The organism is Gemmatimonadota bacterium (assembly GCA_016719105.1).
Taxonomy (GTDB): Bacteria; Gemmatimonadota; Gemmatimonadetes; order Gemmatimonadales; family Gemmatimonadaceae; genus SCN-70-22.
Genome location: JADKAQ010000046.1, coordinates 308,991 through 327,001, shown reverse-complemented (window position 1 = coordinate 327,001; position 18,011 = coordinate 308,991). Strand labels below are relative to the sequence as shown.

At 69.1% G+C, this 18,011-nt stretch carries 13 protein-coding genes; 9 read left to right on the top strand and 4 right to left on the bottom strand.

Annotation, left to right across the window (positions count from 1 at the left end; all coding sequences use genetic code 11):
- The first annotated feature begins 222 nt into the window (after positions 1-222).
- From IPN47_25565 to IPN47_25555, 3 genes are all read left to right on the top strand, one after another.
- Positions 223-801, top strand: a complete 579-nt coding sequence (locus tag IPN47_25565; GenBank protein ID MBK9411348.1) for a redoxin domain-containing protein — start codon at positions 223-225, stop codon at positions 799-801.
- Positions 802-896: 95 nt separating this feature from the next.
- Positions 897-1,592 carry a nitroreductase family protein gene (locus IPN47_25560; GenBank protein MBK9411347.1) on the top strand — a complete coding sequence of 232 codons (696 nt, stop codon included), beginning with the start codon at positions 897-899 and terminating at the stop codon, positions 1,590-1,592.
- 152 nt (positions 1,593-1,744) lie between these two features.
- Complete coding sequence (locus IPN47_25555) at positions 1,745-2,839, top strand: VCBS repeat-containing protein (GenBank protein ID MBK9411346.1); 1,095 nt, start codon at positions 1,745-1,747, stop codon at positions 2,837-2,839.
- 103 nt (positions 2,840-2,942) lie between these two features.
- Here IPN47_25555 and IPN47_25550 read toward each other — a convergent pair whose 3' ends face one another.
- A complete protein-coding gene (locus tag IPN47_25550) occupies positions 2,943-5,279 on the bottom strand; it encodes a DPP IV N-terminal domain-containing protein (GenBank protein MBK9411345.1) in 2,337 nt (778 codons plus the stop codon).
- Positions 5,280-5,375: 96 nt separating this feature from the next.
- Positions 5,376-8,822: a PD40 domain-containing protein gene (locus IPN47_25545; GenBank protein MBK9411344.1), complete on the bottom strand. Its 3,447-nt coding sequence runs from the start codon at positions 8,820-8,822 to the stop codon at positions 5,376-5,378.
- A gap of 223 nt (positions 8,823-9,045) precedes the next feature.
- Between IPN47_25545 and IPN47_25540 the strand changes: the two genes are divergently transcribed.
- Both IPN47_25540 and IPN47_25535 read left to right on the top strand, forming a co-directional pair.
- The gene (locus IPN47_25540) at positions 9,046-10,431 is read left to right on the top strand and encodes a DUF839 domain-containing protein (protein MBK9411343.1); all 1,386 of its coding nucleotides are present in this window, start codon (positions 9,046-9,048) and stop codon (positions 10,429-10,431) included.
- Between the two features lie 195 nt (positions 10,432-10,626).
- On the top strand, positions 10,627-11,043 hold the full coding sequence (locus IPN47_25535) for a hypothetical protein (protein ID MBK9411342.1): 417 nt from the start codon (positions 10,627-10,629) through the stop codon (positions 11,041-11,043).
- Positions 11,044-11,128: 85 nt separating this feature from the next.
- On the opposite strand, the gene IPN47_25530 is transcribed toward IPN47_25535, so the two are convergent.
- A complete protein-coding gene (locus IPN47_25530; protein MBK9411341.1) occupies positions 11,129-12,796 on the bottom strand; it encodes a hypothetical protein in 1,668 nt (555 codons plus the stop codon).
- A gap of 217 nt (positions 12,797-13,013) precedes the next feature.
- Positions 13,014-14,444, bottom strand: a complete 1,431-nt coding sequence (locus IPN47_25525) for an amidohydrolase family protein (protein MBK9411340.1) — start codon at positions 14,442-14,444, stop codon at positions 13,014-13,016.
- A gap of 150 nt (positions 14,445-14,594) precedes the next feature.
- Between IPN47_25525 and IPN47_25520 the strand changes: the two genes are divergently transcribed.
- From IPN47_25520 to IPN47_25505, 4 genes are all read left to right on the top strand, one after another.
- Positions 14,595-15,989: an amidohydrolase family protein gene (locus tag IPN47_25520; GenBank protein MBK9411339.1), complete on the top strand. Its 1,395-nt coding sequence runs from the start codon at positions 14,595-14,597 to the stop codon at positions 15,987-15,989.
- Between the two features lie 79 nt (positions 15,990-16,068).
- On the top strand, positions 16,069-16,452 hold the full coding sequence (locus IPN47_25515; GenBank protein ID MBK9411338.1) for an MmcQ/YjbR family DNA-binding protein: 384 nt from the start codon (positions 16,069-16,071) through the stop codon (positions 16,450-16,452).
- Positions 16,453-16,550: 98 nt separating this feature from the next.
- Positions 16,551-17,666 carry an exo-alpha-sialidase gene (locus tag IPN47_25510; GenBank protein ID MBK9411337.1) on the top strand — a complete coding sequence of 372 codons (1,116 nt, stop codon included), beginning with the start codon at positions 16,551-16,553 and terminating at the stop codon, positions 17,664-17,666.
- An 11-nt stretch (positions 17,667-17,677) separates the two neighbouring features.
- Positions 17,678-17,971, top strand: a complete 294-nt coding sequence (locus tag IPN47_25505; protein MBK9411336.1) for a MoaD/ThiS family protein — start codon at positions 17,678-17,680, stop codon at positions 17,969-17,971.
- The last annotated feature ends 40 nt before the right edge of the window (positions 17,972-18,011 follow it).

Sequence of the window (18,011 nt, the reverse complement as noted above, 5' to 3'; positions counted from 1 at the left end):
ACAGGGACGCGGAACAGGCGCATGGTCGGAAAGGCGCGAGAATCGGTCGAGGGTGGTGCACGGACGCCGGGAGAAGCTACAGGCCGGTGCCGACCCCCCGCCACACGCGCTCGGACGGGGAGCGCCCGAGGAGGGGCGAACCGTTGGCGGGTTGGATGCGTTCACCCCCGGCAGGCCCCGCCCACCGCTGGCGGCGCCCAGAAGACCCCGAGGAACCCACCCATGAAGCACCGCACTCTCGTACGCACCGCGACGGCGATTGCCAGCGTCGCGTTAGGCCTCGGCGCCCCCGCCGCCCTGCACGCCCAGGACGGGGATGGTCCCGCCGTCGGCGCTGTGGCCCCGGACTTCACCGTCCGTCCGGTCACCAAGGATGGCGCTGCCGCGGCGCCGATGACGCTGTCGGCCATGAAGGGGAAGACGGTCGTGATTGCCTTCTTTCCCAAGGCGCGCACCCCCGGCTGCACCACGCAGATGACCGCCTACCGCGACCAGTATCCCGACCTGTTCAACGGCGGGAAGAACGTCGCGCTGCTGGGGGTGAGCACCGACTCCGACGCCGACCTCACCGCGTGGGCCAAGGAGGCCGGCTTCCCGTTCGCCTTCGTGAGCGACCATGATGGCAAGATCGGGAAGGCCTACGGGGCGCTGACCCCGCTGCGCATGGGCTTCTCCAAGCGGCTCCTCTTCGTGGTCGGCCCCGACGGCAAGGTGGCGTACAAGGCGACGCCGTTCCGCCAAAGCTCGGCCGAGGCCTACACCGAGCTGGCGCAGGCCATCGACAAGGTGGCGGCGAAGTAGTCGGCGCTGTTGTTTGGTGGGTGGGGCCCGGCCGGGATCGTGCGGCCGGGCCCCTGTTGTTCCCCGTCGCCCCCCGCCCTCGATCGCCGATCACCATGTCAGATTCCGCGGCTCCTGCCATCCCCCCCGCGCACCCCTTCGTCCCGCTGCAGTTCGAGCGGCGATCGCTCGACGAGTCGCGCGAGCGCGCCCGGGCTTTCTACGAGGAGATGAACCGCCGCCGCACCACGCGGCACTTCTCCACCGATGCAGTCCCGCGCGAGCTGATCGAGTACGCCATCCGCACCGCCGGGACGGCGCCGAGCGGGGCGCACCAGCAGCCGTGGACCTTCGTTGCCGTGGCCGACCCAGCCCTAAAGGCCGAGATCCGGCGTGCGGCCGAGGAGGAGGAGCGCGAGTTCTACCACGGACGGGCCCCCGAGGAGTGGCTCACCGCCCTCGCTCCGCTGGGCACCGACGAGCACAAGCCGCATCTCACCGATGCGCCGTGGGTGGTGGTGCTCTTCCGCCAGGCGCACGGCGTGAACGCGGACGGGAGCAAGCGCACGTTCTACTACACGCAGGAGTCGTGCGGCATCGCGGCGGGCTTCTTCATCGCAGCGGTGCACCAGATGGGGTTGGTCACGCTGACGCACACGCCCAACCCGATGGCCTTTCTGGGTGAGCTGCTGGGTCGGCCGAGCAATGAAAAGGCGATGCTGGTGATGCCGGTGGGGTATCCGGCGGCGGATGCGCGGGTGCCGGACATTCGCCGCAAGGGCGTGGAGGAGATCTCGGTATGGAAGGCATGACGTCGGTCGTTCCGCGGCGCTCACTGGTTAGGCAGTCGCGAGCGGTGGCGGGAGCCGCGGCGTGTGGTCTGGCGCTTCTCGCAGCGGCGGCTTGCACGTCGGGAGGCGCCCGTTCGGCCGGAACGCGGGGCGGAGCCACGCCGGACGTCGCCGTGCCTGCGGCGCCACGGGTGATGCAGTACCGTCGCGTGGTGATGCTCGAGCAGTCGTCGGAGACGTCGGCCAACGCCAGCATCGGCGACGTGAACGGCGATGGACGGCCCGACATCGTGCTCGCCAAGGGGCGGCACTGGCCGCTCGTCGATCGCGTGATGCTCGGCGACGGGCGTGGCGGTTTCGCCGCCGGCTACGACCTGGGTGAGGCGTCCGATCGATCATACTCCGGACTGCTGGTCGACCTGGACGGCGATCGCGATCTCGACGTGGTGATCAGCAACGACCGCCCCGATCCCAAGCGCATCTATCTGAATGATGGGGCGGGGCACTTCAGCGCGGCGGGGACGTTCGGCAACGCCGAGTGGCCCACGCGCAACGCCAGCGTCGCCGATCTCAACGGCGACGGGCGTCCCGACATCGTCGTCGCCAACCGCGCCGGCGGACGCGGGGCCAACTACGTCTGCCTCAATCGCGGTGGCGGGCGTTTCGACGGCGACTGCATCGCCTTTTCTCGCGAGTCGGCGACGACGATTACTCCGGCCGACGTCGATGGCGACGGCGATATCGACCTCGTGGTGCCGAATCGCGACGGCGGCCAGAGCTTCGTGTATCGCAATACGGGCGGGACGGGCTCGCCGACCTTCTCGGCCATGCCCTTCGGTCCGTCAGATGCAAACGTGCGCATCGCGGCCGTCGCCGACCTCGACGGCGACCAGCGGCAGGACATCGTGGTCATCGACGAGGCGCGCGGTGCGGCGGCGTACTTCGGGATGCGGGAGGGCGGATACACCGCGGGGGTGCCGCTCGATGTGCGCACGCGCGTCCCGTATGCCCTCGCCGTGGCCGACCTCAATCGCGATGGGTTGGTCGACATCGTGGTGGGGAACAGCAAGGCGCCGTCGGTGGCGCTGTTCAACGACGGCACCGGGCGCCACTTCATCAGTGTCCCGTTTGGCGACGATCGCGGGACGGTGTATGGCTTCGCGATCGGGGACGTGAACGGCGACGGGCTCCCCGATATCGCGGCGGCCCGCTCGGAGGGGCCGAATGTGGTGTACCTCGCCGAGCTGGCCGCCGCGAAGGGGCGTTAGGCGCTATGGTTCCTTGTCGAACCTATCCGTCCCCTTCGGATGTGGCTGCTATGCGTCGGGGGTGGCGTGACTGGCCTGCCGGGGAGCCATTCATGCTCAGGCTTCAGCAGGCGTAGGGCTCACTGCACTCCATCATCTTGTAGTTGCGTGGAGGCTCGGCGCCCAGCAACCAACGCACGAAGTAGTCCCATCCGCGCTTGATCATGTAGGGGGTCAACTCGTGCCCAGCGTCGGGGACGATGTACATGTCGAAGTCCTTCCCCGCCTTCATCAGCGCATCAACGAGACGCAGCGACATGGACGGATGGACGTTGGTGTCCATGTCCCCGTGAAAGAGGAGGAGGCGTCCCTTGAGGTTGCCGGCCAGGCGATAGTTGGCCTGACTCTCGAAGTTGTCGGTGCCCCGCACGGTGTCGGCCTTGAAGCGCCCCTGGTACTTCTCTCCCCAATCAAACTTGTACGACCGGCTATCATGATTGCCCGCCCCCGATACGGCGACCTTGAAGAAGTCGGGGTAGCGGAGGATGGCACCGGTGGAAGCGAAGCCTCCCCCGGAATAGCCATAGATGCCGACCCGGTCGAGATCGAGAAACCGGTAGCGGGCCGCCAGCTGCTTGATGGCGGCGATGTGGTCGGGGATTCCGCCGTCACCCAGGTCGCCGTAGTACGCATCGTGGAACGCCTTCGAGCGACCCGGGGTGCCTAACGCGTTGAGTTCGATGACGGCGAAGCCAAGCTCGGCAAGCGCCCGTCGTTCGCCGGTGGTTGGATACCCCCAGGTGCGGATCGTGCCGAGCTGCGGCCCGGGATAGATGTAGTCGATGACCGGATAGTGCTTCGCGGTGTCGACGGTGCTGGGGAGGTAGAGCAGACCATAGAGATCGGTCACGCCATCGCGCGCCTTGACCGTGAACGGCGTCGGTGGCGTCCACCCCGCGGCCAGAAGCTCCGAAGGGTCGGCCCGCTCGAGCTCGAGCAGCACTCGACCGTCGAGGGTCGAGCGCAGCACCGTGGTCCCGGGGAGGTCGAGGCGCGAGTGGACGTCGACGAAGGCCCCGCCCGCCGGAATCACCGAGACATCGTGATTCCCAGTCTCGGGTGTGAGGTCGGTGAGGCCCGACCCATCGAAGTTCACCCGCAAGAGGTGGGCGTAATAGGGATTGGCGGGGTCGCGTCCGCGTGCCGAGAAGTAGATCTGCCTGGCCGCGCGGTCGACGTACCTGAGCCGATCGGCGAGCCACGGGCCGCGCGTCACCTGCTGCAGGAGCGTGCCGTCGGTGCCGTAGCGATAGAAGTGTCCCCAGCCATCGCGCTCGGACCACCAGAGTAGCTCGTTGCCGATCACGCGCCAGTTGCCGGTGGCGACGCCGTTCGCCCCCTCGATGAAGGTCGCGCTGGAGTCCGCCAGCACCACGCGCGCCTGGCCGGTGATCGCGTCGGCCGTCACGATGCGTGCGCCCTTGTTGGCGCGCTCGCCCTCCATCAGGTAGAGTCGATCGCTCGCGGCCGTCCATTGCACCTGATCGGGGCCGCTGAGTCCGAAGACGTCGAGTTGCTGCCTTGGACGTTCGATCTTGCGCTGCGTCCGCCGTTCGACGTCGATGACGTACGTGTCGTACATCGGGGTCACCGAGTCCTGCGGATACGCCGCGGGATACTGGAAGGCCCTGGGGGCGATCCCGGTGGAGGAATAGACGGTGCGCTTCGGGACCGCGCGTTCATCGATGCGCAGGATGGCGATCTTCCGCGAGTCGGGCGACCACCAGAGATCCGGGCGGCGCTTGTCGGGGTCCGGCATCGGGGTGCTCGACACGCGGAGGCCGTAGCCATAGTCCGCCTCGGCGTCGGTCGTCAGCTGTATGGAGTCCCTCGCGGCCGGGTCGGCGCGGCGGATCCAGAGATTCCCCTTCCTGACGAACGCCTCCCACCGCTGGTCGGGCGAGCGTACGGCCCACGGCGCAGGGTGAAGTGCCGTGGCGGTATCACGGGCCGTGCAGGTGTATGCGGTGACGTTGCATTCGAAGCGCTGCGTGCCGATGCGCACCGAAAGCGCGCGCTCGCCGGGGAGGTAGACAAACGAGCGGAAGGGAAGTGTACGGGGGTCGAACGCCGTGTCAGCCGCAACCGAGAGGGCGGCAGCCAGCGACGCATTCTCGAAGGCGAGGCGTCGGGTGGGGCGCGCGCCGCGCGGGTCGACCAGCACGAACTCGCGACCGCGCGCCGTCTTCACGCTATACCAGAAGCGCGCGCTGTCGGCGAGCCAGTTGGGGTGTGCCAGACCGACCGCGACCCCGATGCCGCTCCCCCAGTCGTCCGGGATCCCCAACATCCGGGGTGGAGCCGTTCGAATGAGGTCGGCGCGATGGTAGTCGACTTGTGCCTGCGAGTTACCGGAGAGAGAGACGATCGCGACGGCGACGATCGTGAGGGTGCCTTTCATGAGGCCGAAATCGTTGAGGACGGAGCGCTGGCCAGCGCGGCGAACCTACGCCATCCCCGGTCGACGGGAAAGGCGCAGGATGGCGTTCCAGCTGCCCTATCGCTTCTTGTCGAACGTATCCGTCCCCTTTGAATTCTGCTGCAGCACCTCGGCGTTGCCCCAGTAGTTCGGCCCGAACGGCACCTGCTTGGGCCACACCTGGTCCAGCGACATCGCGTCGTACAACACGCCTCCCTTCATCACGTACCACGCGTCGGCCGTGGCGCGAATGTTCTGCAGCGGGTTGGCGTTGAGGACGATGAGGTCGGCGAGCTTCCCGACCTCGAGGGAGCCGAGGTCCTTGTCGGCGCCGAGGAAGCGGGCGCCGTGCAGCGAAGCGACTTCGAGCGCGCCGTGGTTGCCTAACGCCGACGCCCCCATCCACAGCTCCCAGTGCGGGGCGAGCCCGTGGTGCTCGCCGTGCGAGCCTAACGCCCCCCATCCCCCTTCGGCGATGATGTCGGCCATCGCCTGCGCCACCAGCGGATAGGAGTAGTCGGTCACCGGGCGCGTCATGCGCACGCGCGTGTGCGGGACCAGGGCGCGCCATGGGAACCAGCGGCGTTGCTTGGCGTCCTGCCAGACGTTCGACTCCTGGAACCAGTAGTCGATGTTGGACGGGCCGGCGCCGGAGACGACGAGCGTGGGCGAGTAGGTCGCCCCCGCCTTCCCGAGGAACTTGGCGCCGTCGCTGTACATCGGCACCTCCTCGAAAGCGTGCTCCCAGGCGGTCTGCCCGTCCATGATGAAGCCCAGGTCCTCGTAGAAGAAGCCGCCCTCCGACGTGAGGTTCATCCCCACCGTGCGCGCCGCCTCGGCCATCCACTGCCGCTGGTCGCGGCGCGGCTGCGCGTACTGCTTGATGGAGACGGCCCCCCAGTCGGCCATCTTGCGAACGGCGGCCAAGGCGTCGCGGGCGTTGTTCATCTCGTTGGCGCGCGTGGCGTCGCCGGCGGTGATGTTGTCGCCGGTGCTGAAGCCGCGCGGACCGATCATCTCCCCGGCCTCGATCAGCTCTGCGGTGGGGAACATGTTCTGCGAGTGCATCGAGACGTCGAGCGTCGTCGTCACCCCGTACGCGAGATAAATCGCCTGCTCGAAGTCGTGCTTGGGGCGCATGCCACGCCACTCGCGATAGTGGTGCGAGTGCATGTCGACGAGACCCGGGATGATCGTCTTGCCGCTGGCGTTGATGACGCGGTCCACTCCTGCGGTGCTGCACGCGCCCACGCAGGTGATGCGCCCGTTGCGCGCGACGATTGTCCCACGTTCAATCACCTGCCGCTTGTTGAGCGTGACGAGGCGGGCGTTGGTGAGGGCGACGCTGCCGGAAGGCACCGCGCGCGGCACCGTCAGCCGCAGGGTGAGCGTGTCGGTGCGCTTGGTGTCGAGGTGGTGGACGTAGAAGTGCGGGCCGCTGGAGAACTCGAGCGTCAGGCGGTCGCGCCAGCGCGGATAGAGCCCGCCGTCGCGCGTGAGCGCGGTAACCGGGAACTGCCCTCGACGCTTCTCGATGCGCTGGGCGTCGGCGCCGACGCCGCCGTAGGCCATGGGAGCGACGTAGACGTTGTCGCCCTCCTGGAAGGCGATCCACTCGCCGTCGGGCGACGGGACCATCTCGTCGGCGGCGGGGAAGGTGAGGTGCTCGCGACGGTCCTTGCCGTCGAGCGTGATCGAGACCAGCGCGGTGCCGCCGGGGCGTCCGGCGCTGGCGACGCGCTGTTCGGGCCAAAAGACTCGTCCCTCCGGGCCGACCGAGGGGCGTGGCAGCTGACGGCGTGCTTCGCCGCCCACCGAGACACCGGTGGGGCGTTCGATCATCCCGATCGTGACCCCGGTGTCGCCCTGCGCCGCGCTGGCGTCCAGGCGTACGACGTCGAACCACGCGTTATGCGTCATCGTGCGTCCGCGCGCGGTGGCCCCCTCTCCTCGCGCCACGATCACGTGGCGACCGTCGGCGCTCCACGCGGGCTCGGTGTAGTCGCCGGGGTCGCGTGTGAGGCGCTGCGGCGCGCCGCCGTCGGCCCCAACCTTCCACACATGCCCACGTCCCGTGTCGTCCCAGGTGACGAAGGCGAGCGACCGGCCGTCGGGGCTCCACGTGGGGCAAACTCCAATGGCGAAAAGCTGGCCGAGGTGACGCGGCGGGGCGTGCCCGTCGCGCCATCCTGCACGTAGACGCGCCCCACCGCCTGGAAGGCGATACGCCGCCCGTCGGCGCTGGTCGAGGGCCAGCGGAAGTAGCGCGGCGCGAGCGCTTCGTCGCTGATGCGGAACTCGCGCCGCGCCATCTGCGAGATCGTGCGCTTGACCGGCGCGGTGAAGGGAATCGTGGCGACGATCCCCGTCCCCACATCCACTCGCCGGATCTTCCCGCCTTGCATGAGCACGATCGACTTGCCGTCGCGCGACCAGACGTAGCGCGGAAGGATGCCGAGCGTCTTGCCTGCGACGGCGGTCAGCGGCTCGATGGGGTCCATGAGCAGCCGCTCGCTCCCCGTCTTGAGGTCGCGGAGCCAGAGCGCGGTGCGCGGGCCGAACTGGTGTCCCTTGAACGAGAGCGTCCCATCGGGGATCTGGCGCGCGAAGGCGAGCCAGCGTCCGTCGGGGGAGATCTCGGGGGCGGCTGCGCCGCCTGACGAGAATCGCGACGCCGCGGCGCTCCCGCTCTCGCCGTTGGTGATGTCGATGACGTCGCCCCCTTCGAAGGCAAAGCGTCGCAGCTGCAACGTCCCGCCGAGGATCTCGCGCGGCTCGGCGTTCATCCCCACCTGGTAGTAGAGGTAGCGCCCATCGCCCGAGACCGTGGGCCACGATGGCGTGGCGTTGGCCCCGCCTGCGCCTGCCGTCACCAGCGCGACGCCCGTGCCTCCGTCCTTGTGGTACATCCAGAGGCCGCTCCCGGTCGCAGCGCCTCCGCCGCCGAAGGCTCCACGTGCCGCACGCCGCACGACGATGAAGCGTCCATCCGGCGTCCACGCCGGTTCGAAAGGCGGCGACGTTGAGATCGGTGAAGACCGGGCGCGGATTGGCGCCGTCGGCATCCATCAGCCACAGGTTGTACTGCCCGCGCCGATCCGTGATGAAGGCGATCGACTTGCCGTCGGGCGAGATGCGCGGTTGGAAGTTGAGGGCGACGCCGCTCGACTGTGTCAACGCTTGGGCGGTGCCTCCGCTCGCCGGCATCCGGTACACGTGGCCGAGGAGATCGAAGACCACCCATGTGCCATCGGGTGAGAGGTCGACCGACATCCATGTTCCTTCGCTGGTCGTGAACTCGATGTCACGCGTCGTGCCGCGGGCGAGGGTGACGTCCCAGGTGGCGCGCGCGGAGGAGTCGCCGGCAGCCGGGCGTTGGGCGCCTGGCGCGGTGAGCGCGAGGGAGCTCGCGGCGGTTGTCCAGATCAGCGAGCGTGCGAGAGACCGCGCCACGGGGCGTGAGGCCACGGTCGGGAGCGCATGGGCGATCGGGGCGGCGGCGGACGAGGAAGGGAGGCGGCGCATGGGAGTGCAGCGTGAGAGGCGGGGCACGAACGCGAGCCCCGCAGACGATGGCGACGGCAACCACCCAACGTCCGCCGCTTTCCCGCGAATGGCAAGTGCGCGCGAACGGGCGCGCGGGGGTGCGCGGGGGTGCGCGGAAGGGGGGCTCGTTGCCGCCGCCGGCCCCGCGGCGCAGCTTCAGGGAGCCGAGTTCCCAGCTCTCGACTCTATCATCGCTCTCCCGATGCCCTCCAACCGCCGCGACTTCCTGCGCCAGTCGTCTGCCCTCCTGCTCGCCCCGTCGCTCTCAGGGCTGGTGGCCTGTTCGCGTGGCGTGAACGTCTCCGGCGCCCGCACGCCGTCGCCGATTCGCCGCGCAGCGTTAGGCAGTGGCGGATATGGCCCGTTGGTGGCGGCCGGCCCCGAGCTCGCCCTCCCCGCCGGCTTCACGTACACCGTCGTGAGTCGTTCGGGGCAGGCGATGTCGGATGGGGTGCTCACGCCGGTGGCCTTCGACGGGATGGCGGCCTTCGCCCTCCCCAACGGCAACATCCGCCTCATCCGCAACCACGAGAATCGCGACCTCCCGGCCCAGGCCAAGCTCAAGGGCTCGCCTGAGACGGCGTACGATCCGCGCGCCGGGGCGTGCGTCGCGTCGCTGGAGTTGCGCCTGGCGGCTGATGGCACACCGCAGCTGGTGCGCGACTTCATCTCGCTCAACGGGACGTCGATCAACTGCGCCGGCGGGCCCACGCCGTGGGGCTCATGGCTCACCTGCGAGGAGACGACCGAAGGACGGCAGATGGGATGGGAGAAGGACCACGGCTACATCTTCGAGATCCCCGCGGCCGCGGAGCGGACCGTACCGGCCGTTCCGCTCAAGGCGATGGGGCGCTTCGTGCACGAGGCGGTGGCGGTCGATCCGTCGACAGGAATCGTCTACGAGACCGAAGACCGCCAGCTGGCCGGCTTCTACCGCTTCATTCCCAAGGAACGCAACGTGTTGCGCGCCGGCGGGACGTTGCAGATGCTGGCCGTCGTTGGTCGCGAGAACTTCGACACCGTCGACGGGCAGGAAGTGGGGCGCGAACTTCCGGTGCGCTGGGTCGACATCCGCAATCCCGACCCGACGGCGCTCTGGGGAGAGGACAACAACGTCTTCGCGCAGGGCTTCACGCAGGGGGGCGCCCGCTTTTCCCGGTTGGAGGGGTGCTGGTACGGTGACCGCAGCGTGTACTTCCACGCCACCAACGGCGGCGACGCGCGCCTGGGGCAGGTGTGGCGCTACCGTCCCGGAAGCACCTCGGCCGATGGCGGCACGCTCACCCTCGTCTTCGAGTCGCCCTCGGCCGACGTGCTCAACGCCCCCGACAACATCACCGTGAGCCCGCGGGGCGGGGTGGTGATCTGCGAGGACAACACGGCGCCCTACGTCCGTGGCCTCACGCCGGACGGCGCCATCTTCGACGTGGCGAAGAACATCGCCAATTCCACGGAGTTCGCCGGCGCCTGCTTCAGCCCAGACGGCCGCATCCTCTTCGTGAACATCATGGGATCGACGAACGACGCCGGCCCCGACGTCGGAATGACGCTGGCGATTCGCGGCCCGTGGGAGCAGGGGGCGCTGTAGCCCGCACGCGCAGGCGCTTGACGAACCCCTGATCCTGCGCCACCCTCCCTAGCACTCGGATCCGCCTGGAAGCGCGAGCTTTCAGAGGGCAGGCGTCCGACCGGCCTCGCGCGCGACCGGAGAAATAGCGCGTCAGTCAGTTCGTCGCTCAGCGATTCATCCAACCATCCAATCATCCAACCAGCAGGAGGACGCATGTTCTCGCGCTCTTCGCCCACGTCTCCATCGCAGCACCTGATCTTTCTCACCGACGCCAAGCCGTTGCGCCTGTCCGGTGTGCTGCTCGCCGCCCACACGATCCTCGACGAGGACAATGGCGAGTCCGACACGCGCGTACGCCTCTTCCGGACCGTGAAGGGGAGCCTCGTCTGGGCCTGGGACAGGATCGAGCACGGCTACGACGATCCTGAACCGGAGAACATCCAGCGGGCCGATGCGCTCGCGATCTCCGCGACGCAACCACCACGAACTCCCGCCGAAGTCGCGACGGAAGCGTGGGAGCGACGCCCAACCGGGAATGGCCGACTAGCGCTGGCGAGCGTGCGGGTGTGGCACGAGGCCGCGCAGTACGACCGGGCGATCGCCGACGTGCTGTACACCGACGTCGAATAGTCGAGACCATCCGACGCTGCGGGGGCGGCGCCCTCTCCGCCTCCGCGATCGTCGCCACGCCGGCCGTCGGACCCGCCATCGCGCATCAGCGCGACGATGCACCTGCACGCGCGTCCGTTCCCCCTGAGCACATTTCCCCCGCCGGCTGCCAGAACCCCGGCCGCCAAAACGGGACGCTCGCGTCCTGGAAGTGCGCGTGTTCGTAGGGCAAGTCCCGCGCGACGTCGCATCCCAGGCCACTCCGAAAGCCGAATGCCTTTAGGTGGATGCGCCCGCGCACCGGTCCTGCTTCGATGATGTAGGCAGACTCGGCGAAGTTGCGGTACTTGCCGGTCACGTACTCGAGGCGTGTTTCATCGCTCACGAAGAACCGATCGACGTGCTCCAGCAGGCTCCCGTACGGCATCAGCGCGCTCACGGGCTTCAGGATCTCCGGGCCCACCCATCCGCGCAGGTCCGCCTGCGGGTGCAACGTGAGGTTGTAGAAGTCGGCCGGGCGTCCCTCGACGACCGCGCGCCGCAGGTAGGGAAGGACGCCGAGCGAGAACTCACGCATGCTGGCGGCCCCCGACATGAAGACGATGTTGCGCCACGGGAGATCGGGACGCCGGCGGACCATCTCGTTGGCGATGATCGCTCCCATGCTGTGGCCGATGATCGTGATCTCGTAGCGCAGCGTGTCACGTTGCACCTGGTCGCCCAGCTTGGTGAGCAGGACACCGACGGCGCCATCGTTCGGGCGTGGCGCGGCCGGCACGGGTGCACGCGCGATGCGTCGTTGATCTCGCTGGAAGGCCAGGTTCGTCCGGCGGTGCATCATGTCCCACGCGGGTTTCCCCAACCCCGAGAAGAGCAGCGTGGTGAACGCCTTGGGGGGGAGCCAGGTGAAGACGCCGGCCCGCGCATCGCCCCACCGGCAGTTGACGAAACAGCGCGCCGGGATGACGGCGAGCGCCAGCGATGGGACGTGATGCAGCACCCACTCGCGCTTGGTCCGGTTGAAGGCCCCCCGCGACACGGCGATGGCTGTCGGGTGGTCGGGATGGTTGATCGCCACCGAGCTCGCGAGAAAGGTGCGCTCGGCGGCGGTGCGTCCCACGGTGGTCGAATCGAGGGCCGGGAGACGATTGGTGAACCGAATCGGTCCGTCGAAGGCGGCGCGTGACCAGACGAACGGGAAGCGCGCCGCGCCGGCCATGATGTCGCTCGACAGGACGAGCGCCTGCGAAACGACGGGAACCGTCTTGCCACCGATCCGAAGCGCGCCGAGTCGCTCCTGCATGGTGGACAGGAGACTGGAGTTCCAGTTGATGAAGATCGGATAGGTGCGGCCACCGGTCCCGACGCTATCGGACTCCATGGCGGTGAGCAGCCGCGATGACGTGCGCACCCCCGTCGCCAAGTGGTTCATTCCGCCCTGCAGGTAGATCAGGACGCGGCGAACGGGCTTGCCCGTACTGCTGTCGATCGAGACGGAGTGCGTGTCGGCCGCCATGTGCGCCATCATCCGGTCGACATAGCGCTCGTAGGCAGTGTCGGACAGGACGCGCGCCCGCTCCGTGGCACTAGGCTGCACGCCATTGCCGTCGTAGTCCATGAAGATGGCGTGCTCGACCACCGGGACGAGGGCGGGGGCAATGGGTGCGATGCCGTTGCGTGGCGCGCATGCGGTGACCGTGGCGCCGAGCAGGAGGATCAGTCCCTCCCGTCCCCGCGAAAGCCCTGCTGTACCACGCCGCATCGTCTGCCGCATACCCGTCCCCCGATGGCGCTACGCCCAATGTGCGGTGCGGCCGACGGGGAGTGAAAGCGGGGTTCGTCTGGTTTCGTGGGGGGACTTCCGCGGTTGAAGGGCGTGGCGATGGGCGCGCGCTGAGCGGCCGGCGCGGCCTGGTCGGCACGGCCGCGCCTGCCACGCCCGGGCGTTGCCGCGCCGAGTGGTTGGAGCCCACGCGGCGCGAGCTGACGCCTTACCGCACCCCGACCAACCCCAGCGCCGCAGTGCGCAGTTTGGCCGAGTCGTAGCCCACGCCCGCGCGAAAGACGGTGGTGACGTTGTACAGGTCGCGCGGCGTGGTGGTGGGGTCGCCGCGCACGATGACCAGGTCGGCCTGGCGCCCAGCGGTCACCGCCCCGACCTCTCGCTCCATCCCCAGGATCTTTGCCCCGTTCAGCGTGAGGATCTGGATCGCCTGTGCCGGCGGGAAGCCGGCCTCGAGGAGCACTTCGTAGTTGCGGATGTTGCCGAAGCCGGGGAGGAAGCCGGTCCCCCACGGGTCGGAGCCGGCGCCCAGCAATCCGCCAGCCGCAACGAAGTCCCGCTCCCAGCGCATCATGCTGGAGAGGAGCTTCTGGCTCACGATCAGTCCGCCCCTGCGGATGTTGGCGTAGTTGGCCTCCACCTCGCGCCGCACATCGGGGTCGAGCATCGCCATCGCGGCGGTGTCGAGCTTGAAGCGCTCCGGCGAAAAGGTCTCGTACACGGCGAGCGTGGAGACCACTGCAGCCTTGGTCTTCGCCAGCGCCTTGATCGACGCCTGCACCGCGTCGCTTCCGACGTCCACGTCGGTCTGGACGCGCATGTTCTCCGGCGGGCAGACGTCGGGCTGCTTGCCCGGCACGTACTCACTATTGGTGATGAAGCCGTGCTGCAGCGCATCGATCCCCAGCGCGGCCGCCTCGGCGAAGGTCACGGAGCAGAGATGCCCGGTGACCTTCATGCCACGCGCGTGCGCCAGACGGACGACGTGGCCGAGCATCTGCCGCGAGATGCTCCCTTGCACCTTGACCCACCGCACCCCTTCGGCGTGCCAGTAGGTGAGCGTGCGCGCGGCCTCCTCGGGGGTGGCGAGCGCCTTGGCGTTCGCGCTGCGCGTCTTGTCGCCGTCGAGATACGGTCCGGTGATGAGGAAGCGCGGCCCGGGGAGGCGCCCCGCGTTCACCGCGCGCGCCATGTTCAGCTCCTGGTAGGGGAGCATGCTCCCCGCGCTCATCGCCGTCGTCACCCCAAAGGCGAGATACAGGAGCGGCGCCGAGGTGCTCATCTGCGTGATGCGCTTGACCCCGCCGAAGTAGGTGTGCTCGTGCAACCCGATCAGGCCGGGGATCACGGTGTGTCCCGCGAGGTCGACGACGCGCGCACCGGCGGGAATGGCGGTTGTGGCCGCCGCGCCGACGCTCGTTATGCGCGTCCCGGTGATGACTACGGTCTGGTCGTCGCGCGGCGGGGCGCCGGTGCCGTCGATGAGGCGCACGTGGGTGAGGGCGACCACCGGGGCGTCGACGCTCACGAAGGGGCGCACCTCCGGGGTGATCGCGGGACGCCCCTGCGCGGACGCGGGGAACAGTGGTGCGGCGAGCAGCGCGAGCGTCGTCGTCGCGAGCGCGTGGAGTCGTGGCATGGCGCGACCATCGGTGGCGGGATCGGGAGAAAGTGCGCTCGCTCGCGCCGCGCCGCCACGGTATGCTTGCGCTGGGTGCGCCCGCCGTTCGGCGCACCGCCTCTCCTCCGTGCGCCTCATCCGCCCCGCCTCGCGCCCGCCACCACGATCATGCGACGCCTTCTCCTCTCCCTCGCGGTCACCTTGGTCGCCGGCGCAAGCGCCCGTGCGCAGGTGGCGATCGTCGACGTCACGGTGATCGACGTGACCGGTGGTCCGCATCGCGCGCACCAGACGGTACTCCTCGACGGGGATCGCATCACCGCCATCGGGCCCACCGAAACGCTGCGGCCGCCGAGGACGACGCAGTCGGTCGATGGGCGCGGGAAGTACGTCATTCCCGGGCTGTGGGACATGCACGTGCACCTCGGGATCGCCGGGCGTTCCGCGATCCCGCTCCTCCTGGCCACCGGCGTCACCTCGGTGCGCGACATGGGGGGCGATCCCGTCGTGCTGCGGTGGCGGGACAGCATCACCGCGGGGACGATGGTCGGTCCTCGCATCAAGGCGGCGGGGCTGATCGTGGAGAACGCACGATGGCGCACCGCGGTCATGGCGTACATGAAGGCGCAGGGAACAACGACCATGCTCCCGGAGCTCGAACGGCGACTCGGCGTGGCCACCGCGGCGGACGCGGAGCGCGCGATCGACTCACTCGTCAGGCTCGGCGCCGACTTCGTGAAGGTGCGCACGGCACCGCCGCCGGCCGCCTTCTTCGCCCTGGCCGCCGCGGCACGGCGCCGCGGGCTCGGCATCGCCGGGCATGCGCCTCCCTTCGCGCAGCTCGCCAGCGCCAGCGACTCGGGCTTCCGCAGCCTCGAGCACCCCGTGCTCGATGCCGGCGGTCGCGGCCTGGTCGAAGCGTTCATGCGGCTCGACGGCGAAGCGCGCGCTGCGCTCCTGCAGCGCCTGGCGCGCAACGCGACGGCGTGGACCCCCACCTTCGTCACCGGAAACGAACGACTTCTCAGCGACTCGGCGCGGCGCCGCCTGGTGAACGACTCCATCGGAGTGAGCGACGTCGCCTATCGCGACCTCCCGGCGCCGATGCGTGCCGCCTGGCGCGTGGAGCTCGAGCGCGGGCTGCGCGACCCGGACACGCTCACCGACTGGAGGGCGATCCACGCGGCGTCGCTGAGGCTGGCGCGGGAAGCACTCGATGCGGGGGTCCCGATCATGGCCGGCACCGACACGCCGGTGCTCCCGCTCGTCCCCGGCTATTCGCTGCACGACGAGTTGGCGCTCCTGGTGCGCGACGCCGGCCTCACGCCGCGCGAAGCGCTACGCGCCGCGACGGCGACCCCGGCGGCATTCATGGGAATGGGGACGTCGCTGGGGCAGCTGAGCCCCGGGATGCTGGGGGATCTCGTCCTTCTCGACGCCGACCCCACGGTCGACATCTCGGCGACGCGGCGCGTGCGGGCCGTCGTCTCGCGCGGCGTCGTGTACGATCGCGCCGCGCTCGACCGCCTCCTCGCCCCTCCACACGCGCCCGCCCGTCGCTGAGGCGCGGGCGCGGTTGGTCTAGTCGTGGCGCGTGACTCGCGCCATGCTATGTGTTCCGCTGTCCACGAGGAGTTGCTGCATGCCACCGAGCGCCCTGACCCACGACGACGTCCGGCGCCTCGCGCGCGCCTTCCCCGAGGTGCACGAAGGGGCGCACATGGGGCACGCCGATCTTCGCGTGCGCGACAAGATCTTCGCATCGCTCCCCGATGATCCGGCCGTGGTGAGCATGAAGATCGCCCCGGTCAACCTCGATGTTCTCGTGCGCAGCGATCCCGAGACCTTTCGAGACGTGTGGGGAGGGCGTTGGGTCGAGGTCCGGCTCGCCTCGGTCACGCGCGACACGCTGCGTGACCTGCTCGAGGACGCGTGGCGCATGACCGCCCCGGCGTCGCTGGTCAACGCCACGAGATCTGACACGCCGTCCGTCGCCGCGACTTCCGAACGATCGCTTTCGCACTGAGCGATGAGTTCTTTGGGGTCGGGGAGTCCAATCCGACCTGCAATACTCCCAGCTACGCGCGCCGTCCGCGGACCGGCGTCCATCCGGAGGTCATCGACATGAGCGGAGTTCGAGTCCTGGTCGGCACGAAGAAGGGGGCCTTCATCCTCGAATCGGACGAGACGCGCGATCAGTGGAGCGTGACCGGGCCGCACTTCGGTGGTTGGGAGATTTACCACCTCAAGGGCTCGCCGGTGGATCCCAACCGGATCTACGTGTCGCAGTCGACCGGGTGGTTCGGGCAGATCATCCAACGCTCCAGCGACGGCGGCAAGACGTGGGAGACGATGGGGAACCAGTTCACCTACGACGGCGTGCCGGGGACGCACCAGTGGTACGACGGGACCCCGCATCCGTGGGAGTTCAAGCGGGTCTGGCACCTCGAACCGTCGCTGCACGATGCCGACACGGTGTACGCCGGCGTGGAGGACGCGGCGCTCTTCCGCAGCACCGACGGCGGCCAGAGCTGGACCGAGCTGTCGGGGCTGCGGAAGCACGGCTCGGGGGCGCACTGGATGCCCGGCGCCGGCGGCATGGGGCTGCACACGATCGTCCAGCACCCGACCAACCCCAAGCGCATGTGGATCGCCATCTCCTCGGCGGGGGTCTTTCGCACCGACGACGGCGGCGAGACGTGGGCGCCGGCCAACAAGGGGCTCACCTCCAAGTACATCCCCGATCCCAACGCCGAAGTCGGCTTCTGCGTGCACAACCTCTCCATGAACCCGGCCAACCCCGACCGGCTCTACATGCAGCTGCACTGGAACGTGATGCGGAGCGACGACGGCGCCGACTCGTGGCAGCTCATCAGCGGCAACCTGCCGAGCGACTTCGGCTTCCCCGTGCAGGTGCACGCGCACGACCCGGAGACGGTCTACGTCGTCCCCATCAAGAGCGACAGCGAGCACTATCCGCCAGATGCAAAGTTGCGCGTCTATCGCAGCCGCACCGGCGGCACCGAGTGGGAAGCGCTCACCAACGGGCTCCCGCAGGAGCACTGCTACGTCAACATCCTGCGCGATGCGATGAGCATCGACCGCCTCGACCCGTGCGGCGTGTACTTCGGGACGACCGGCGGGCAGGTGTACATGTCGCCCGACGGCGGCGATCACTGGTCGGCGATCGCCAGCAACCTCCCGTCGGTCCTCTCGGTCGAGGTGCAGACGCTCCCGTGAGCGGCTCGACCATCCGCGTCGTCGTCCCCTACCACCTCCGCACCCTCGCCAAGGTCGGCGATGAGGTGACGGTCGAGGTCACGGGGACGGTGACGCAGCGATCGGTGCTCGATGCGCTGGAAGCGCGCTATCCGGTGCTGCGCGGGACGATACGCGACCACGTCACCAAGCAGCGTCGCCCCTTTCTCCGCTTCTTCGCCTGCGAGGAAGACCTGTCGCACGAGTCGCCGGACACCGAGCTGCCGGCGCCGGTGGCGGCCGGCACCGAACCGTACCTCGTCGTCGGGGCGATCGCCGGCGGGTAGGAGCAGCGACGGTTAGGGGTACCGGCGCGTAGGGGCACCG